At 60.5% G+C, this 18,381-nt stretch carries 16 protein-coding genes; 2 read left to right on the top strand and 14 right to left on the bottom strand.

From position 1 onward, the window contains the following. The first annotated feature begins 9 nt into the window (after positions 1-9). Positions 10-762: a uroporphyrinogen-III C-methyltransferase gene (gene cobA, locus AC0R79_RS10180; RefSeq protein WP_474734284.1), complete on the top strand. Its 753-nt coding sequence runs from the start codon at positions 10-12 to the stop codon at positions 760-762. A 75-nt stretch (positions 763-837) separates the two neighbouring features. Here cobA and AC0R79_RS10175 read toward each other — a convergent pair whose 3' ends face one another. From AC0R79_RS10175 to ppsA, 8 genes are all read right to left on the bottom strand, one after another. Further along, positions 838-1,872: an OmpA family protein gene (locus AC0R79_RS10175; protein WP_127797403.1), complete on the bottom strand. Its 1,035-nt coding sequence runs from the start codon at positions 1,870-1,872 to the stop codon at positions 838-840. A 107-nt stretch (positions 1,873-1,979) separates the two neighbouring features. Beyond that, a complete protein-coding gene (gene sigX, locus AC0R79_RS10170) occupies positions 1,980-2,570 on the bottom strand; it encodes an RNA polymerase sigma factor SigX (protein WP_011333251.1) in 591 nt (196 codons plus the stop codon). Positions 2,571-2,660: 90 nt separating this feature from the next. Beyond that, a complete protein-coding gene (locus AC0R79_RS10165) occupies positions 2,661-3,485 on the bottom strand; it encodes a mechanosensitive ion channel family protein (RefSeq protein ID WP_007951987.1) in 825 nt (274 codons plus the stop codon). Between the two features lie 2 nt (positions 3,486-3,487). Then, complete coding sequence (locus AC0R79_RS10160) at positions 3,488-3,736, bottom strand: hypothetical protein (RefSeq protein ID WP_007951986.1); 249 nt, start codon at positions 3,734-3,736, stop codon at positions 3,488-3,490. Positions 3,737-3,799: 63 nt separating this feature from the next. Beyond that, positions 3,800-4,795: a zinc transporter ZntB gene (locus AC0R79_RS10155; protein WP_007951985.1), complete on the bottom strand. Its 996-nt coding sequence runs from the start codon at positions 4,793-4,795 to the stop codon at positions 3,800-3,802. A 24-nt stretch (positions 4,796-4,819) separates the two neighbouring features. Next, the gene (gene rraA / locus AC0R79_RS10150; protein ID WP_007951984.1) at positions 4,820-5,311 is read right to left on the bottom strand and encodes a ribonuclease E activity regulator RraA; all 492 of its coding nucleotides are present in this window, start codon (positions 5,309-5,311) and stop codon (positions 4,820-4,822) included. Positions 5,312-5,533: 222 nt separating this feature from the next. Continuing rightward, positions 5,534-6,523, bottom strand: a complete 990-nt coding sequence (locus AC0R79_RS10145) for an alpha/beta fold hydrolase (RefSeq protein ID WP_474734282.1) — start codon at positions 6,521-6,523, stop codon at positions 5,534-5,536. 98 nt (positions 6,524-6,621) lie between these two features. Then, a complete protein-coding gene (ppsA, locus tag AC0R79_RS10140) occupies positions 6,622-8,997 on the bottom strand; it encodes a phosphoenolpyruvate synthase (protein WP_127797401.1) in 2,376 nt (791 codons plus the stop codon). Between the two features lie 174 nt (positions 8,998-9,171). Between ppsA and ppsR the strand changes: the two genes are divergently transcribed. Continuing rightward, the gene (gene ppsR / locus AC0R79_RS10135) at positions 9,172-9,990 is read left to right on the top strand and encodes a posphoenolpyruvate synthetase regulatory kinase/phosphorylase PpsR (RefSeq protein ID WP_007951980.1); all 819 of its coding nucleotides are present in this window, start codon (positions 9,172-9,174) and stop codon (positions 9,988-9,990) included. On the opposite strand, the gene prpD is transcribed toward ppsR, so the two are convergent. The 6 genes from prpD to AC0R79_RS10105 all read right to left on the bottom strand — a co-directional run bounded on the left by prpD (position 9,983) and on the right by AC0R79_RS10105 (position 18,266). Further along, positions 9,983-11,467 carry a 2-methylcitrate dehydratase gene (prpD, locus tag AC0R79_RS10130; RefSeq protein ID WP_474734281.1) on the bottom strand — a complete coding sequence of 495 codons (1,485 nt, stop codon included), beginning with the start codon at positions 11,465-11,467 and terminating at the stop codon, positions 9,983-9,985. The two genes, ppsR and prpD, sit on opposite strands and share 8 nt — an antisense overlap. 117 nt (positions 11,468-11,584) lie before the next feature. After that, positions 11,585-12,775 carry a 2-methylaconitate cis-trans isomerase PrpF gene (gene prpF, locus AC0R79_RS10125; protein WP_249484553.1) on the bottom strand — a complete coding sequence of 397 codons (1,191 nt, stop codon included), beginning with the start codon at positions 12,773-12,775 and terminating at the stop codon, positions 11,585-11,587. A gap of 54 nt (positions 12,776-12,829) precedes the next feature. Further along, positions 12,830-15,424: a Fe/S-dependent 2-methylisocitrate dehydratase AcnD gene (gene acnD, locus AC0R79_RS10120; protein WP_474734279.1), complete on the bottom strand. Its 2,595-nt coding sequence runs from the start codon at positions 15,422-15,424 to the stop codon at positions 12,830-12,832. 61 nt (positions 15,425-15,485) lie between these two features. Then, positions 15,486-16,613, bottom strand: coding sequence for a bifunctional 2-methylcitrate synthase/citrate synthase (gene prpC / locus AC0R79_RS10115; RefSeq protein WP_474734277.1), 1,128 nt, complete (start codon positions 16,611-16,613; stop codon positions 15,486-15,488). A 43-nt stretch (positions 16,614-16,656) separates the two neighbouring features. Further along, entirely contained in the window at positions 16,657-17,547 is an 891-nt protein-coding gene (gene prpB, locus AC0R79_RS10110; protein WP_007951973.1) for a methylisocitrate lyase, read from the bottom strand. After that, a complete protein-coding gene (locus tag AC0R79_RS10105; RefSeq protein ID WP_474735083.1) occupies positions 17,544-18,266 on the bottom strand; it encodes a GntR family transcriptional regulator in 723 nt (240 codons plus the stop codon). Before AC0R79_RS10105 ends, prpB begins: the two co-directional genes overlap by 4 nt. Between the last annotated feature and the right edge of the window lie 115 nt (positions 18,267-18,381).

The following is an 18,381-nucleotide window of genomic DNA, read 5'->3' as shown; positions in this document are numbered from 1 at the left end:
GAAAACACCATGAACGCGAAAGTCTGGCTGGTGGGCGCGGGCCCCGGTGATCCTGAATTGCTGACGCTCAAAGCGGTGCGTGCCTTGCGCGAGGCCGAGGTGGTGCTGATCGACGATCTGGTCAATGAAGCGGTACTTGAGCACTGCCCTGCTGCGCGGATTATCGCGGTCGGCAAACGCGGCGACTGCCGCTCGACGCCCCAGGCGTTCATCCATCGGCTGATGCTGCGTTATGCCCGTCAGGGTAAATGCGTAGTACGGCTCAAGGGCGGCGATCCGTGCATTTTCGGGCGTGGGGGTGAGGAAGCGCAGTGGTTGCGCGAGCGCGGTGTCGAGGTGGAGCTGGTCAATGGCATCACCGCCGGACTGGCCGGCGCGACCCAGTGTGGTATTCCGCTGACGTTGCGCGGCGTGGCCAGGGGCGTGACGCTGGTCACGGCCCACACCCAGGACGACAGCCAGTTGAACTGGCGGGCGCTGGCGCAAGGCGGGACGACGCTGGTGATTTACATGGGGGTGGCGAAGCTCGGCGAGATTCGCGAACAGCTGCTGGCAGGCGGCATGGCGGCAGATACGCCGGTGGCGATGATCGAGAATGCTTCATTGCCAGAGCAACGCGAATGCCGCAGTAATCTGACAGCGATGGAAGACGCTGCCCTTGGTTTCCAGCTCAAGAGCCCTGCAATTCTGGTCATAGGTGCCGTCGCAGCGGCTGCGACCCAGGTCGATTCGATTGGCTGGGCAGCCGACCGACTGGCCTGACAATCTCTGGTTTCATCAAATCGCAGGCAAAGAAAAGCCCGGCCTAAGCCGGGCTTTTCTCGGAGCGGCAGCTAATTACTTAGCTTGAGCTTCAACCTGCGCTTCTACGCGACGGTTAACAGCACGGCCAGCTTCAGTTTTGTTGTCAGCAACTGGACGGGTTTCGCCGTAGCCAACAGAGTCAACGCGGGACGATTCAACACCGTACTGGTTGGTCAGAACTTGCTTAACGGCGTTTGCACGACGCTCGGACAGTTTCTGGTTGTAAGCGTCAGGACCGACGGAGTCAGTGTGACCTTCAACAGTGGTGCGAGTCGATGGGTACTGCTTCATGAAGTCAGCCAGGTTTTTGATGTCGCCGTAGCTGTTTGGCTTCACAACCGACTTGTCGAAGTCGAACTTGACGTCCAGCTCAACACGAACAACTTCAGCAACTGCAGGGCAGCCATCAGCGTCAACAGTTACGTTGGCTGGGGTGTCCGGGCACTTGTCAACGTTGTCGCAAACGCCGTCGTTGTCGCTGTCGGAGCAGACTTCAGCTGGTGCTGGAACTGGAGCAGCAGCAGGCTTGGAGCCGCCACCGAAGTTCACACCGATACCGACGCTAGGAGCCCACTCGGTGTCGCCCTGGTCGATGTTGTACTGAGCTTCAACGCCAGCACGGGCGTAGAAGTTGTCGGTGAAGTACAGCTTGGCACCAGCGCCCAGGTTGGCGAAGGTGGAACGGTTACGACCGTTCGAGCCGTTCTGGTCGATGCTCTGGTCGGAGAAACCGGCCGAGACGTATGGACGCAGCATGTCGCCTGGGTTGTTGAAGTGGTACAGAGCGTCCAGAGCGGTGTTAGCGCCTTTGACGTTCTTGCCATCGTCGGCACGCACGTTGTGCACTTCGTCGTAGCCCAGACGCAGTTCAACGTCGTCGGTCAGGAAGTAACCGATCGAACCGCCGAACAGGTTGCCGTTGTTCTTGAAGTTACGAGCGCTGTCGAATTGTTCTTTCTTTGCGAAGCCTTCGATTTCAACTGCGCCTTGGCCTTGTGCCAGAGCGCCGAAAGAAGTGGCGGCAATCAAAGAACCAATGGCCAAGCCCAAGGTGTTTTTCAGTTTCATCCGTTAAATCCCCATCTGGTGATTGTGAAGCAGTCCCGCAAACCGGGGGACAACTCGGCGGCAAGTCTATCAGAACTTGCCTACACGTAAGAGATATTTGCGCCGAACTAAGTTTCAGCAATGCCTGCAAATTTCTCACGCAATTTATCAAGAGCGCGTTTGTAACGCATTTTTGTCGCACTCAAACCCATGTGCATGATGTCTGCGATCTCCTGAAATTCCAGCTCTGCGACAAATCGTAGCACCAGAATTTCCCGGTCGATCGGGTTCACATACACCAGCCAGCGATCCAGTCCGCCCTTCTCCTCGGGTTTCGGCGCCTTTTCTTCGGACGCTTCCTCGAGGGGGTCAAGACTCAGTGCGTCCATCAAGCGACGCTTTCGCCGTTCCTTCCGATACTGCGTGATGCATTCGTTGTAAGTGATGCTATATAGCCACGTCTTGAACTTCGATTTCCCCTCGAAGTTCTTCAGGCCGTACAGCACCTTCAACATCACTTCCTGACAGACATCGTCTGCGTCGCGATCGTTCCCAAGATATCGCGCACAAACGTTAAATAATGTGCGCTGGTAACGCCGCATCAATTCTTCATACGCGCGCGTCACGTGAAAAAGCTCGGTATGCGAGCGCGCGACCAACTCCTCATCAGAGAGCTCGCGGGGGTCGTAGCGCGTGGATAGCGTTTGGGCTTTATTCAAAACAAGTCGTGCCGACAGTCAGGTCAATGTCCACCGCAGCCAGCGACAGCTGGCATTTTGCGGCGGCATACATTAGCAGGGTTTGCCGGGTTAGCGGCTACTCACATGCTGCTCCAGCAGGATCCGATTGGAGAGAGAGACTAGCTCACCCTCATCGGTCAGCAATGTGGTCTTAACCGTGCCGATCTCTTCGATCTGGCCTTCGACCTCGCCAATACGCACTTGTTGCCCAACCTGATACAACTCACGCACATAGATTCCCGCAAGAATCTGACCGGCAATTTCCCGGCTTCCCAAACCCATGGCCAGCGCAACCGCCAGACCAACGGTAATCAATACGATGACGATCACATGGTTCAGCAGGTCGGTCTTGACCTCCAGCTGACTGATCGCGACCGAAATGCTGATGATGATCACCAGGCCCTGAGCAATTCGCCCAAGTCCTGAAGCGTAGTCCAGGCCTACGCCTTCTGCCGCCCCGCGAACCAGGCCATTGGCCAATTGTGCGAGCAGGACACCCACCAGCAACACCAGCGCGGCACCGAACACTTTCGGCAAATACAGCGCGAGCATGTCAAGCGTAGCTGAAACTCGCTCAAGTCCAAGGGATTCTGCTGCCGAAACCAGGAAAATCAGCAGAACGAACCAATAGACGATCTTGCCGATCAAGGTCGAGATCGGTACTTGCAGCCCCGCACGGGACATCAATTTGGTCAGGCCGGTGCCGCCCATCAGGCGATCGAGGCCCAGTTTGGCCAGCAGTTTGGACAGCAAGGTGTCCAGCAGCTTGGCCACGACAAAACCCAACAGCAGCACAACCAGTGCGCCGAACAGGTTCGGAATGAAGTTAGCGACTTTGGTCCACAACGCAGTCATTGCAGTGACGAGGCTCTGAGTCCAGAGATCAAGTTCCATATTCAATCAGCCTTATCAGCAGTGCGAGCGGTAGGTTTACGAAGACGGGAGACCGGCGCGACATGGGCCGAGCCGTTATTAAGGGCGATCATCAGCGCGGGCAGCCAGCGGCCCAGCAGGCTGAACAGATCGCCGGCGCCAACCTGGCGGTTGGCGGTTTTGAGTACGCGGCCCAGGCAGGCATCGTCGTCGCGACTGGACGGCGAGGCGTTGAGCATGTCGCGCAAAGACTGTTCAAACGGATCGTGCATACGCACCTCTCGTGATGTCTGTGAAAGACGCGGGCAAATTTGGTCGGGTCACATGGCGCATCTTCATACCCAGCGCAAACGGCGGAACAACCACCATTGTCCGAACGCCAGGGCGAGCACCGTCAGGCAGGCGATCAGGAAACCATAAGGGCTGCTCGCGAACGGAATGCCGCCGACATTGATGCCCAGCAGACCGGTCAGAAAACTCATCGGCAAAAAGATGCAGGTGATGATCCCGAAGCGATACATCGTGCGGTTCATGCGCACGCTCAAACGCCGGTCTTCGGCCTCCAGCACAAGCCCCACGCGCTCTCGGGTCAATTCGAGCTCTTCGAGATAACGGGTCAGGCTGTTGTTCAATTCGTTCCAGTAGTCGGCATCGTCATCGACGAACCACGGCAGTTTTATCCGCGTCAGCTGTCCGAAAATATCCCTCTGCGGTGCCAGAAAACGCTTCAGTCCGGCAGCCCGGCGACGGATGTGCAAAATGGCGCCATGCTCGGGGGTATACCGTTCGTCGGCATCCAGTTTTTCTTCCTCTTCATCGACCACTTCGGAGAGGCAAGTCACCAGATCCTGCACCTTGTTGGTGAGGAATTGCGCCAGATAAAGCATCAGTTCGGACGAGGTTTTCGGCCCTTTGCCCTCGCCCAGCATCACCAGCAACTCGTCGGTGGCGCGCAATGGACGCAAGCGCAGGGAAATCACCCGCTGGGCCGAAGCGAAAATCCGCACCGACACCATGTCTTCCGGCTCGGCACCGGGGTTGAGATTGACCCCGCGCAAAAACAGCAGCAGCTCGGAATCCGGCAGCGGCAACAGGCGTGGGCGGGTGTTTTCTTCCAGCAGCAGATCGCAGGTGAACTCGTTGAGCCCACTGGATTTGCGCAGCCAGGTCTGGGTCTGCGGGTGACTGCGATCCCAGTGCAACCACAGGCTTTCATGAGCCTGCAGTTGCAGATCGTCGAGATCAGTCCGGGCTATCGAACGCGCACCGCCTTTACCGTCCAGCACCAGGGCATGCACCAGCCCCCATTGCGCGTTTTCTTCCTCGAACATCCTCACCCCTGTGGTTACCGCGATTTATTCAGGCATTTTCAGCGGGCTTGGCGAGATGATCACGCCATTGTTGTCCGCATAGATGTACTGGCCGGGATGGAAAGTGACACCCGCGAAGGTCACCGGCACATTGAGGTCGCCGATACCGCGCTTGTCGGTCTTCATCGGGTGGCTGGCCAAGGCCTGCACGCCAAGATCGGTCTGGGCGATGACGTCCACATCACGGATGCAGCCGTAGATGACCAGCCCTTCCCAACCGTTTTTCGAGGCTTTCTCGGCGAGCATGTCGCCCAGCAGCGCACGGCGCAGGGAACCGCCGCCATCAACCACCAGCACCTTGCCATTACCCTTGAGCTCGACCTGTTCCTTGACCAGCGAGTTGTCTTCGAAGCACTTGATGGTCACGATCTCGCCGCCGAACGAATCACGGCCGCCGAAATTGCTGAACATCGGGTCCAGCACCTGAACCAGCTCCGGATAGGCGTCGCACAGGTCAGGCGTAAGGTAATGGTTCATCGAATAACTCCTGTAACAAGGAAGACGATCAAGGATGTCGCACTCTTTTGAAACGAGTTCCGCGGTCGCTGTTTACCTTAGCCCATGTCATGGTCGCTGAACGAACCTGAACACAAGCTGAAACGTAATAGCGAAACAGTCACCAAATATGACCAGAACCGTCCAATGCGTCATATCTTAGCCGCAAGCCGACTCGAACGAAATGCCCTTTTCAGGGCGCGTTCAGACCGCTGCCGCCAGATCCGGCTTCTCGCCGAGCAACGGCGTCTGTTGGTCCGCCAGCCAACGTGCCACCAGCGGCCAGACCTCAGCCTGCGCCGCCTTGCTGACCAGCATTTCGACATGGCCGAACTGATCGTTGAAACCCTGCTCACGGCCCAGGTTGATGAACTGCTTGTGCTCGGAACCGATCTGCTCGAACAGCTTCTGGCACGCCCAGGCCGGATCCTGATGATCCCCCGCCGCGCTCACTGCCAGCACCGGCACCTGCACATCGGCAAGGCCTGCCCACCAATCCTTGTCCTTGTCGCCGAAACGACCGAACAGTCCGTACCAGCGCATGCTTTCCAGCGCCAGGCCGATCGGCTCGTCCTCGGGGCCGCGCTTGAGTCGCGAACCGGACAACTGGGCAAAACGCTTGAGAATGAAGCGCCCGCTCCACTCCACCGGCGGAATCTTCAGCGGCCAGTACGTGCGACTGACCTGGGTGCCGAAAAACGCGGCCGAGGCCACCGCCGGCTCACCGAGGTATTCGCCGCCCAGCGCAGCCGCCAACGTGATGCCACCCAGCGAGTGGCCGATCCAGTGCGGAATCTGCCCGCTCTGCTCACGGACGAACGCGGCAATGGCCGGCAGATCGTAACGGGCATAGTCGGCGACGCGGTTGCGGCGGTAGTCCTCGTTGCGCTGGGACAGACCGTGACCGCGCATTTCCGGGATCCACACATCGAAGCCCAGACGCGTCAGATACGCGCCCAGGCCCAGGCCCTTCGGCGAAAACCAGAAGCGCCGGTTGGAAAAACTGCCGTGCAGCAAGATCACCGGCACGCCGCGCGACGCCGGCTCATCGGCCATGCCGAGACGGGTCACCGCGATTTCTACGGACCAGTCAGGGCTGTTGCCCGGTTTCAAACGATAAACGTCTTCGCTCAGATCACCGCGTCGTTCGGCGCTGATCAGGGCGACAGGAAATAGGTTGCTGCTGCTTTGCATAATGCTCTTGCACAAAAAAGGGCGGCATCCGGAGAGCTCGCCCTACTTCAATCTTAAAGCCCCGACCCGGTTCAACGGGCCGGGGCTTCATTCACGGCTTATTCCGCCGCCTGGCCTTCGGCAAGGAAGAACCAGGTTTCCAGCACGGTGTCCGGGTTCAGCGACACGCTTTCGATGCCCTGCTCCATCAGCCACTTGGCCAGGTCCGGGTGGTCCGAAGGGCCCTGACCGCAGATGCCGATGTATTTGCCGGCCTTGTTGCACGCGGCAATCGCGTTGGCCAACAGCTTCTTGACCGCCGGATTACGCTCGTCGAACAGGTGCGCGATGATCCCGGAGTCACGGTCCAGACCCAGTGTCAGCTGAGTCAGGTCGTTGGAACCGATCGAGAAACCGTCGAAGAATTCGAGGAATTCTTCAGCCAGGATCGCGTTGGATGGCAGTTCGCACATCATGATCACGCGCAGACCGTTGTCGCCACGTGCCAAGCCGTTTTCGGCGAGCAGATCCACAACCTGGCTGGCTTCGCCGAGGGTACGGACGAACGGCACCATGATTTCGACGTTGGTCAGGCCCATCTCGTTGCGCACGCGTTTCAGCGCACGGCATTCGAGTTCGAAGCAGTCACGGAACGATTCGCTGATGTAACGCGAAGCGCCACGGAAGCCCAACATCGGGTTTTCTTCTTCCGGCTCGTACAGTTTGCCGCCGATCAGGTTGGCGTATTCGTTGGACTTGAAGTCCGACAGACGCACGATGACCTTCTTCGGTGCGAACGCAGCGGCCAAGGTGCTGATGCCTTCAACCAGTTTCTCGACATAGAAGCCGACCGGATCGTCGTAACCGGCGATGCGCTTGTCGACACTTTCCTTGATGTCCTGCGGCAGGCCGTCGTAGTTCAACAGCGCTTTTGGGTGTACGCCGATCATGCGGTTGATGATGAATTCCAGACGGGCCAGGCCCACACCGGCGTTCGGCAGCTGCGCGAAGTCGAAGGCGCGGTCCGGGTTGCCGACGTTCATCATGATCTTGAACGGCAGCTCCGGCATGGCGTCAACGGAGTTCTTCTTGATGTCGAAACCCAGTTCGCCTTCGAAGATGTAACCGGTGTCGCCTTCGGCGCAGGACACGGTCACACCCTGGCCATCCTTCAGCAGTTGGGTGGCGTTGCCGCAACCGACGACTGCAGGAATACCCAGCTCACGGGCGATGATCGCCGCGTGGCAAGTACGGCCACCACGGTTGGTGACGATGGCGCTGGCGCGCTTCATGACCGGTTCCCAGTCCGGGTCGGTCATGTCGGAAACCAGTACGTCGCCCGGCTGGACTTTGTCCATCTCGGACACGTCCTTGATGATCCGCACCTTGCCGGCGCCGATGCGCTGGCCGATGGCACGACCTTCCACCAGCACAGTGCCGGTTTCTTTCAGCAGGTAACGCTCCATGACGTTGGCCTGGGTGCGGCTCTTCACGGTTTCCGGACGGGCCTGCACGATGTACAGCTTGCCGTCGTCACCGTCCTTGGCCCACTCGATGTCCATCGGGCAGCCGTAGTGCCTCTCGATGATCATCGCCTGCTTGGCCAGCTCGCTGACTTCAGCGTCGGTCAGGCAGAAACGCGCGCGCTCGGCCTTGTCGACATCAACGGTTTTCACGGAACGACCGGCCTTGGCCTCGTCGCCGTAGATCATCTTGATGGCCTTGCTGCCCAGGTTGCGACGCAGGATCGCCGGACGACCGGCTGCCAGCGTGCCCTTGTGGACATAGAATTCGTCCGGGTTCACCGCGCCTTGTACGACGGTTTCGCCCAGGCCGTAGGCGCCGGTGATGAACACCACGTCACGGAAGCCGGATTCGGTATCAAGGGTGAACATCACGCCGGCGGTGCCGGTTTCCGAACGCACCATGCGCTGCACGCCGGCCGACAGGGCGACCAGTTTGTGGTCGAAGCCCTGGTGGACGCGGTAGGAAATGGCACGGTCGTTGAACAGGGAAGCGAACACTTCCTTGGCCGCGCGGATGACGTTTTCAACGCCACGGATGTTCAGGAAAGTTTCCTGCTGACCGGCGAACGAAGCGTCCGGCAAGTCTTCGGCGGTGGCGGAGGAACGCACGGCCACGGCCACGTCAGGGTTACCGGCCGACAGCGCGGCGAACGCGGTGCGGATCTCGGTGTTCAGTTTTTCAGGGAATTCGGCTTCCATGATCCATTGGCGGATCTGGGCGCCGGTCTTGGCCAGGGCATTGACGTCATCGACGTCCAGCGCATCTAGGGCCTTGTGGATCTGATCGTTCAGACCGCTCAGTTCCAGGAAGTCGCGATAGGCTTGCGCCGTGGTGGCGAAGCCGCCGGGGACCGAAACACCGGCACCGGCCAGGTTACTGATCATCTCGCCCAGGGATGCGTTCTTGCCCCCCACATGCTCAACATCGTGTTTGCCGAGCTTATCGAGGGAAACTACGTACTCTACCAAGGTGATCTCTCCACTAACTGTGTTGGAAAAGCTCAGAAACCGGCGGCTCGGGGGAGCGTTGGCCGGCTGTATGGCCTGGACCTGGAAAATAAGTGAGAATGCGGGCCAATGGCGGCCGGCAAATCGCGCCTATCATATCCAAGATTCGTCACTAGCTTAAGGCCCAAGGTGCAAATGAAACGATCTGCTTTCTTTATCTCCGATGGCACCGGCATCACCGCCGAAACCCTGGGTCAAAGCCTTCTGGCGCAGTTCGAAAACATTACCTTCAGCAAATTCACGCGACCGTACATCGACAGCGTTGAAAAAGCGCGGGCCATGGTACAACAAATCAACAAAGCCGCTGAAACCGACGGTTTCCGGCCGATCATCTTCGACACCATCGTCAATCAGGACATTCGTGAGATTCTCGCAACCTCCAATGGTTTCATGATCGACATTTTCTCGACGTTCCTTGCCCCGCTCGAGCAGGAACTGACCGAGCATTCTTCCTACACCGTCGGCAAGTCCCACTCCATCGGTCACAACTCCAATTACATGGAGCGGATCGAGGCGGTGAACTTCGCCCTCGACAACGACGACGGCGCCCGCACGCACTATTACGACAAGGCCGACCTGATACTAGTGGGCGTGTCGCGTTGTGGTAAGACGCCGACGTGCCTGTACATGGCGATGCAGTTCGGCATCCGCGCGGCCAACTACCCGCTGACCGAAGACGACATGGAACGCCTGCAACTGCCGGCCGCCCTGCGCGCCCACCAGCACAAGCTGTTCGGCCTGACCATCGACCCGGACCGCCTTACCGCGATCCGCAACGAACGCAAGCCCAACAGCCGCTATTCGAGCTACGCCCAGTGCGAGTTCGAGGTGCGCGAGGTGGAAAACCTGTTCCGCCGAGAGAACATCCCGAACATCAACTCCACGCATTTCTCCGTTGAAGAAATCTCCGCGAAGATCCTCGTGGAAAAAGGCGTGGAGCGGCGTTTCAAATAACCAGCAAATCGACAAACCGGTTCACCGGCGTGGCCTCAAGCCGCGCCTGATCCTTGCACAACGCAAGAATTTCCCCGCTGCGCTGCCCGGTAAAACGGGTGGCCAGGTTCGCCCTGAACTTGTCCTCCAGCAATGGAATGCCCTCGGCCCGACGCCGACGGTGTCCGATCGGGTACTCCACCACCACGTTTTCCGTACTCGAACCGTCCTTGAAAAACACCTGCACCGCGTTGGCAATCGAGCGTTTGTCGGCTTCCAGGTATTCGCGGGTGAAGCGCGGATCCTCGACGATGACCATTTTCTCGCGCAGCACATCGATGACCGGATGGGCCTTGTGGAAATCATCCTCGTACTGCTCGGCTACCAGATTGCCGAACGCCAGCGGCACGGCGGTCATGTACTGGAGGCAGTGATCGCGGTCGGCGGCATTGGCCAGCGGCCCGACCTTGGAAATGATGCGGATCGCCGACTCATGGGTGGTGATGACGATCCGGTCGATCTCATGCAGACGATTGCGCACTTGCGGATGCAGGGTCACGGCGGCTTCGCAGGCGGTTTGCGCGTGGAATTCTGCCGGGAAGCTGATCTTGAACAGCACGTTTTCCATCACATAACTGCCGAACGGCCGCGAGAAACTGAAGGTGCGTTTGTCTTCGGGCTTGAGCGCCAGATCGTTGTTGGTGTGACTGAACAAAACGTCGTAAAAGCCCCATTGTTTGGCACTCAATACGCCGGGAATCCCCATTTCGCCGCGCATCGCGATATCCGCCAGCCGCACACCCCGGCTCGATGCATCCCCTGCCGCCCAGGATTTTCGCGAGCCGGCGTTTGGCGCATGCCGGTACGTGCGCAATGCCTGGCCGTCGGCGAACGCATGGGACAACGCCGATAACAGCTGCTCACGCTTGGCGCCCATCAGTTTGGCGGTCACGGCAGTCGAGGCCACTTTCACCAGAATGACGTGGTCGAGACCTACGCGATTGAACGAGTTTTCCAGCGCGATCACGCCCTGGATTTCGTGGGCCATGATCATGGCTTCGAGTACGTCGCGCACGGTCAGCGGCGCTTCACCATTGGCCAAACGCTTTTGCGACAGGTGATCGGCCACCGCGAGAATCCCGCCGAGGTTGTCCGACGGATGCCCCCATTCGGCAGCGAGCCAGGTGTCGTTGTAATCGAGCCAGCGCACGATGCAGCCGATGTCCCACGCGGCTTTGACCGGGTCGAGGCGATAGGAGGTGCCGGGGACTCGGGCGCCGAATGGGACGACGGTGCCTTCGACGATTGGGCCGAGGTGTTTGGTGCACTCGGGGAAACGCAAGGCCAACAGGCCGCAGCCCAAGGTGTCCATCAGGCAGTTGCGGGCGGTGTCGAGGGCTTCGGTTGATTCGATCTTGCAGGTGAGGACGTAATCGGCGATGTCCTGCAGGACACGGTCGTAGTCGGGGCGGTTGTTCAGGTCGACGTTGGCGCTCATGTTCGATTCACTCTTCAAAGTGGTTCGTTGATGGGACCTCGGTTCAGGGCTAATTTTCTTCTTATTGAAATATGCATGGCGGTGAGAGCGAACGGGCTCGCTCTCACCGGTTGTTCATTAGAACGAATCACCCGGGACGCGGACGTAACCTTCCATCAGGACGCGCGCACTACGGCTCATGATCGCTTTCTTCACGACCCACTCACCGTTTTCCAGACTCGCCTCAGCCCCGACACGCAACGTCCCGGACGGATGCCCGAAGCGCACGGCGTTGCGTTCAACGCCACCGGCCGCGAGGTTGACCAAAGTGCCGGAGATAGCTGCTGCGGTGCCAATCGCCACCGCCGCCGTCCCCATCATCGCGTGGTGCAGCTTGCCCATCGACAACGCCCGCACCAGTAAATCCACATCCCCGGCGCCAATCGCCTTGCCACTCGAGGCCACGTAATCCGCAGGCTTGGCGACAAACGCAACCTTCGGCGTGTGTTGTCGCTTGGCCGCCTCATCCAGATTCGAAATCAGCCCCATGCGCAGCGCGCCATAAGCACGAATCGTCTCAAACATCTGCAACGCTTTCGGATCGCTGTTGATCGCGCTCTGCAGCTCGGTGCCGGTGTAACCAATGTCCTCAGCGTTGACGAAGATCGTCGGGATACCCGCGTTGATCATGGTCGCCTTGAACGTGCCGACGCCCGGGACTTCCAGCTCGTCGATCAGGTTGCCGGTGGGAAACATCGAGCCACCGCCGCCCTCTTCTTCCGCCGCCGGGTCCATGAACTCGACCTGGACTTCGGCAGCCGGAAAGGTCACGCCGTCGAGTTCGAAATCACCGGTTTCCTGGACTTCGCCGTTGGTGATCGGCACGTGGGCAATGATGGTCTTGCCGATGTTGGCCTGCCACACGCGAACCACCGCCACGCCGTTGTGCGGAATGCGGCTGGCGTCCACCAGACCGTTGCTGATGGCGAACGAACCGACCGCCGCCGAGAGGTTGCCGCAGTTGCCGCTCCAGTCCACGAACGGCTTGTCGATGGACACCTGACCGAACAGGTAATCGACGTCGTGATCGGCCTTGATGCTTTTCGACAGGATCACGGTTTTGCTGGTGCTGGAGGTGGCGCCGCCCATGCCGTCGATCTGCTTGTCGTACGGGTCGGGGCTGCCGATTACCCGCAGCAATAGCGCGTCACGGGTCGGGCCGGGAATCTGCGCGGCTTCGGGCAGATCCTTGAGGCTGAAAAACACGCCTTTGCTGGTGCCGCCGCGCATGTAGGTGGCGGGGATCTTTATTTGCGGTGCGTGAGCCATGGTGCTCCTTAACGAAGGCATGGGACTTGAAGTCCCATGCCCACATCGATTGATTTAAACGGCAACCGCCGACTCTTCGAGGAAGTCCTGGGCGAAGCGTTGCAGCACGCCGCCGGCCTCGTAGATCGACACTTCTTCGGCGGTGTCGAGGCGGCAGGTCACCGGCACGTCGACGCGCTCGCCGTTCTTGCGATGAATTACCAGCGTCAGGTCGGCGCGCGGCGTGCGCTCGCCGATCACGTCGTAGGTTTCGCTGCCGTCGATGCCCAGCGTCTTGCGGTCGGTGCCCGGTTTGAATTCCAGCGGCAACACGCCCATGCCCACCAGGTTGGTGCGGTGAATGCGCTCGAAACCTTCGGCGGCAATCGCTTCCACACCCGCCAGACGCACGCCTTTGGCCGCCCAGTCGCGGGAAGAACCCTGACCGTAGTCGGCGCCGGCAATGATGATTAGCGGCTGCTTGCGCTCCATGTAGGTTTCGATGGCTTCCCACATGCGCATCACTTGGCCTTCCGGCTCGACGCGGGCCAGCGAACCCTGCTTGACCTTGCCGTTTTCCACGACCATTTCGTTGAACAGTTTCGGGTTGGCGAAGGTCGCGCGCTGCGCGGTCAGGTGGTCACCACGGTGGGTCGCGTAAGAGTTGAAGTCCTCTTCCGGCAGGCCCATTTTCGCCAGGTATTCGCCGGCGGCGCTGTCGAGCATGATCGCGTTCGACGGCGACAGGTGATCGGTGGTGATGTTGTCCGGCAGCACCGCCAGCGGGCGCATGCCCTTGAGCGGCCGCGCCCCGGCGAGCGCGCCTTCCCAGTACGGCGGACGGCGGATGTAGGTGCTCATTTCGCGCCAGTCGTACAGCGGCGTGACTTTCGGGCCGGTGTCCTCATGGATGGCGAACATCGGAATGTAGACCTGACGGAACTGCTCGGGCTTGACCGAGGATTTCACCACCGCGTCGATTTCTTCGTCGCTCGGCCAGATGTCTTTCAGGTGGATTTCCTTGCCGTCGACCACGCCCAGCACATCTTTCTCGATATCGAAGCGGATGGTGCCAGCAATCGCGTAAGCCACCACCAGCGGCGGCGAAGCGAGGAATGCCTGCTTGGCGTACGGGTGAATCCGGCCGTCGAAGTTGCGGTTGCCGGACAGCACAGCGGTGGCGTACAGATCGCGGTCGATGATCTCTTGCTGGATCACCGGATCCAGCGCGCCGGACATGCCGTTGCAGGTGGTGCAGGCGAAGGCGACAACGCCAAAACCGAGTTGCTCCAACTCCGTGGTCAGCCCCGCTTCATCGAGGTACAGCGCCACGGTTTTCGAGCCCGGCGCCAGCGACGACTTGACCCACGGTTTGCGGGTCAGCCCGAGCTTGTTGGCGTTGCGCGCCAGCAGGCCGGCGGCGATCACGTTGCGTGGGTTGCTGGTGTTGGTGCAACTGGTGATGGCCGCGATGATCACCGCGCCGTCGGGCATTTGCCCCGGCACGTCTTCCCACTGACCGGCGATGCCTTTGGCCGCCAGATCCGACACCGCCACACGGGCGTGCGGGTTGCTCGGGCCGGCCATGTTGCGCACCACCGAAGACAGGTCGAAGGTCAGCCCGCGCTCGTATTGCGCGCCTTTCAGGCTGTCAGCCCACAGGCCGATCTGCCTGGCGTACTGCTCGACCAACTGCACTTGCTGGTCTTCGCGACCGGTCAGTTTCAGGTAATCGATGGTCTGCTGGTCGATGTAGAACATCGCCGCCGTGGCGCCGTATTCCGGGGCCATGTTGGAGATGGTCGCGCGGTCGCCGAGGGTCAGTGCCGAAGCACCTTCGCCGAAGAACTCCAGCCACGCACCAACGACTTTCTGTTTGCGCAGGTATTCGGTCAGCGCCAGCACCATGTCGGTGGCGGTGATGCCCGGTTGCAGCTTGCCGGTCAGTTCGACGCCGACGCTTTCCGGCAGACGCATCCACGACGCGCGGCCGAGCATCACGCTCTCGGCTTCAAGTCCACCGACACCGATGGCGATCACGCCCAGCGCATCGACGTGCGGGGTGTGGCTGTCGGTGCCGACGCAGGTATCCGGGAATGCCACGCCGTCGCGCACCTGGATCACCGGAGACATTTTCTCCAGGTTGATCTGGTGCATGATGCCGTTGCCCGGCGGGATCACGTCGACGTTCTTGAACGCCTTCTTGGTCCAGTTGATGAAGTGGAAACGGTCTTCGTTGCGACGGTCTTCGATGGCGCGGTTCTTCTCGAACGCCTGGGCGTCAAAACCGCCCGCTTCAACCGCCAGCGAGTGGTCGACGATCAGTTGGGTCGGCACCACCGGGTTGACCTGCGCCGGGTCGCCGCCCTGCTGGGCAATCGCGTCGCGCAGGCCGGCCAGATCCACCAGCGCGGTCTGGCCGAGAATGTCGTGGCACACCACGCGGGCCGGGAACCACGGGAAGTCGAGGTCGCGTTTGCGCTCGATCAGTTGCTTCAGGGAATCGGTGAGCGTGGCCGGGTCGCAGCGACGCACGAGGTTTTCCGCCAGCACGCGAGAGGTGTACGGCAGGGTGTCGTAGCTGCCCGGCTGGATCGCATCGACAGCCGCGCGGACGTCGAAAAAGTCCAGCGGCGTGCCGGGCAGGTTCTTGCGAAATTCTGTGTTCATCGGTCAGGACTCGGTCACGGTAGTTTCAAAGAGGGGGCGCCTGTGCCGGCGCCCTCCCCGGTCAGCGCTGGTCGATTGGCACGAACTTGCGCTGTTCGACGCCGGTGTACTCGGCGCTTGGACGGATGATGCGGTTGTTGGCGCGCTGTTCGAACACGTGCGCTGCCCAGCCGGTCAGGCGCGAGCAGACGAAGATCGGGGTGAACAGCTTGGTCGGGATGCCCATGAAGTGGTACGCCGAGGCATGGTAGAAGTCGGCGTTGGGGAACAGTTTCTTTTGCTCCCACATGGTCTTGTCGATGGCCTCCGAGACCGCGAACAACACCTTGTCGCCCACTTCGTCGGCGAGCTTTTTCGACCAACCCTTGATCACCTCGTTGCGCGGATCGCTGTCCTTATAGATCGCGTGGCCGAAGCCCATGATCTTGTCCTTGCGTTCGAGCATGCCGAGGGTGCCCTTGATCGCCTCTTCCGGCGACAAGAAGCGCTCGATCATTTCCATCGCCGCTTCGTTGGCGCCGCCGTGCAGCGGGCCGCGCAGCGAACCGATGGCTGCCGTGACGCAGGAATACAGGTCGGACAGGGTCGAAGCACACACGCGAGCAGTGAAGGTCGAGGCGTTGAATTCGTGCTCGGCGTAAAGGATCAGCGACACGTTCATCACTTTGACGTGCAGTTCGCTCGGCTTCTTGTCGTGCAGCAGGTGCAGGAAGTGGCCGCCGATGGACTGCTCGTCCGTCACGCAATTGATGCGTTTGCCGTCGTGGCTGAAGCGATACCAGTAGCACATGATCGCCGGGAACGCGGCCAGCAGGCGGTCGGTCTTGTCGCGTTGCTCGGAGAAGTCTTTCTCCGGCTCGATGTTGCCCAGGAACGAGCAACCGGTGCGCATCACGTCCATCGGGTGAGCGTCGGCGGGGATGCGTTCCAGCACTTCTTTCAGCGCTTGCGGCAGGTCGCGCAGCTTGCTGAGTTTGTTCTGGTAGTCGGCGAGCTGTGCCTTGGTCGGCAGCTCTCCGTAGAGCAGCAGGTATGCCACTTCTTCAAATTGTGCGTCTGCTGCCAGTTCGCGTACGTCGTAGCCGCGATAGGTCAGCCCGGCACCGGCCTGGCCCACGGTGGACAGTGCGGTTTGCCCGGCAACCTGGCCCCGGAGCCCGGCGCCACTGAGTACTTTTGCTTCGGCCATTGTTGTCTCCAATCTTGAATTTATTAGGGAGTACGGTCGCGGCTTACTTCTTCGCCGCAAACAACGCGTCGAGCTTCTGCTCGAAGGTGTGGTAATCGATGCGATCGTAGAGCTCCATGCGAGTCTGCATGGTGTCGATGACATTCTGCTGAGTGCCGTCGCGGCGGATCGCGGTATAGACGTTTTCCGCCGCCTTGTTCATCGCGCGGAACGCCGACAGCGGGTACAGCACCAGCGACACGTCGGCGCCGGCCAGTTGCTCGGTGGTGTACAGCGGCGTCGAGCCGAATTCGGTGATGTTGGCCAGGATCGGCGCTTTCACGCGGCTGGCGAACAGTTTGTACATCTCCAGTTCCGTGATGGCTTCCGGGAAGATCATGTCGGCGCCGGCCTCGATGCACGCGGCGGCGCGATCCAGTGCCGATTCCAGACCCTCAACGGCCAGCGCGTCGGTGCGCGCCATGATCACGAAGCTGTCGTCGGTGCGGGCATCGACGGCAGCCTTGATGCGATCGACCATTTCCTGCTGGGTCACGATCTCTTTATTAGGACGATGGCCGCAGCGCTTGGCGCCGACCTGGTCTTCGATGTGAATCGCCGCCGCGCCGAACTTGATCATCGACTTGACGGTGCGCGCCACGTTGAACGCCGAGGCGCCGAAACCGGTGTCCACGTCCACCAGCAGCGGCAGGTCGCAGACGTCGGTGATGCGGCGCACGTCGGTCAGCACGTCATCCAGGCCGGTGATGCCCAGGTCCGGCACGCCGAGGGAGCCGGCGGCCACCCCGCCACCCGACAGGTAGATCGCCTTGAAACCGGCGCGCTTGGCCAGCAGCGCGTGGTTGGCGTTGATCGCCCCGACCACTTGCAACGGATGTTCGCTGGCGACCGCATCGCGGAAACGCTGGCCTGGAGTGCTCTTGTTGGAACTCATGACTCACCTCGTTCAGTGGCTGTCTTATTGTCGGCGCCGTCCTGGTAGTGACGGGCGATGTTGCGTTTCGAGGCGCCGATGTGACGGCGCATCAACAATTCCGCGAGCTCGCCGTCACGGTCGGCGATGGCATCGAGAATCCGGTGGTGTTCGGCAAAGGCCTGGCGCGGGCGGTTGGGCGTGGTGGAAAACTGGATGCGGTACATGCGCACCAGTTGATAGAGCTCGCCGCAGAGCATTTGCGTGAGGGTGCGGTTGCCGCTGCCCTGGATGATCCGGTAGTGAAAGTCGAAATCGCCTTCCTGCTGGTAGTAGCCGACACCGGCCTGAAACGCCGCATCGCGTTCGTGGGTTTCCAGCACCCGGCGCAGCTCGTCGATTTCTTCGACGCTCATGCGTTCGGCCGCCAGACGGCAGGCCATGCCTTCGAGGGATTCGCGGATTTCGTAGAGTTCGAGCAATTCGGCGTGGCTCAGCGACACCACTCGCGCACCGACGTGCGGTACGCGCACCAGCAGACGCTGGCCTTCCAGCCGATGGATCGCCTCGCGCAGCGGACCGCGGCTGATGCCGTAGGTGCGCGCCAGTTCCGGCTCGGAGATCTTGCTGCCCGGGGCGATCTCGCCTTTGACGATGGCCGCCTGGATGCGTCGGAAGACGTTTTCCGAGAGCGTCTCGGAATCGTCGCCGCTGATCACCGGGGGATCGAGTTGACCCAGCATATTGTCGACACCTTCAAATCCAATGCGGCAAAAACTAGCGAATCAGCCCGCATCAGTCAAAGGATAAATAGAGATTGTCGACAATCGTCTAATAAGCCTTGGTATCAGCCCC

The organism is Pseudomonas sp. HD57-3 (genome assembly GCF_056113135.1).
The sequence above is the reverse complement of the archived record's forward strand: the minus strand, read 5'-3'. Positions and strand labels throughout refer to the sequence as shown.

What these genes read in the sequence shown, in the direction of transcription:
- cobA (WP_474734284.1), top strand. Translation starts at nt 10, where the DNA reads ATGAACGCGAAAGTCTGGCTGGTGGGCGCGGGCCCCGGTGATCCTGAA.
- AC0R79_RS10175 (WP_127797403.1), bottom strand. Translation starts at nt 1,872, where the DNA reads ATGAAACTGAAAAACACCTTGGGCTTGGCCATTGGTTCTTTGATTGCC.
- AC0R79_RS10165 (WP_007951987.1), bottom strand. Translation starts at nt 3,485, where the DNA reads ATGGAACTTGATCTCTGGACTCAGAGCCTCGTCACTGCAATGACTGCG.
- AC0R79_RS10160 (WP_007951986.1), bottom strand. Translation starts at nt 3,736, where the DNA reads ATGCACGATCCGTTTGAACAGTCTTTGCGCGACATGCTCAACGCCTCG.
- AC0R79_RS10155 (WP_007951985.1), bottom strand. Translation starts at nt 4,795, where the DNA reads ATGTTCGAGGAAGAAAACGCGCAATGGGGGCTGGTGCATGCCCTGGTG.
- rraA (WP_007951984.1), bottom strand. Translation starts at nt 5,311, where the DNA reads ATGAACCATTACCTTACGCCTGACCTGTGCGACGCCTATCCGGAGCTG.
- AC0R79_RS10145 (WP_474734282.1), bottom strand. Translation starts at nt 6,523, where the DNA reads ATGCAAAGCAGCAGCAACCTATTTCCTGTCGCCCTGATCAGCGCCGAA.
- ppsR (WP_007951980.1), top strand. Translation starts at nt 9,172, where the DNA reads ATGAAACGATCTGCTTTCTTTATCTCCGATGGCACCGGCATCACCGCC.
- prpD (WP_474734281.1), bottom strand. Translation starts at nt 11,467, where the DNA reads ATGAGCGCCAACGTCGACCTGAACAACCGCCCCGACTACGACCGTGTC.
- prpF (WP_249484553.1), bottom strand. Translation starts at nt 12,775, where the DNA reads ATGGCTCACGCACCGCAAATAAAGATCCCCGCCACCTACATGCGCGGC.
- acnD (WP_474734279.1), bottom strand. Translation starts at nt 15,424, where the DNA reads ATGAACACAGAATTTCGCAAGAACCTGCCCGGCACGCCGCTGGACTTT.
- prpC (WP_474734277.1), bottom strand. Translation starts at nt 16,613, where the DNA reads ATGGCCGAAGCAAAAGTACTCAGTGGCGCCGGGCTCCGGGGCCAGGTT.
- prpB (WP_007951973.1), bottom strand. Translation starts at nt 17,547, where the DNA reads ATGAGTTCCAACAAGAGCACTCCAGGCCAGCGTTTCCGCGATGCGGTC.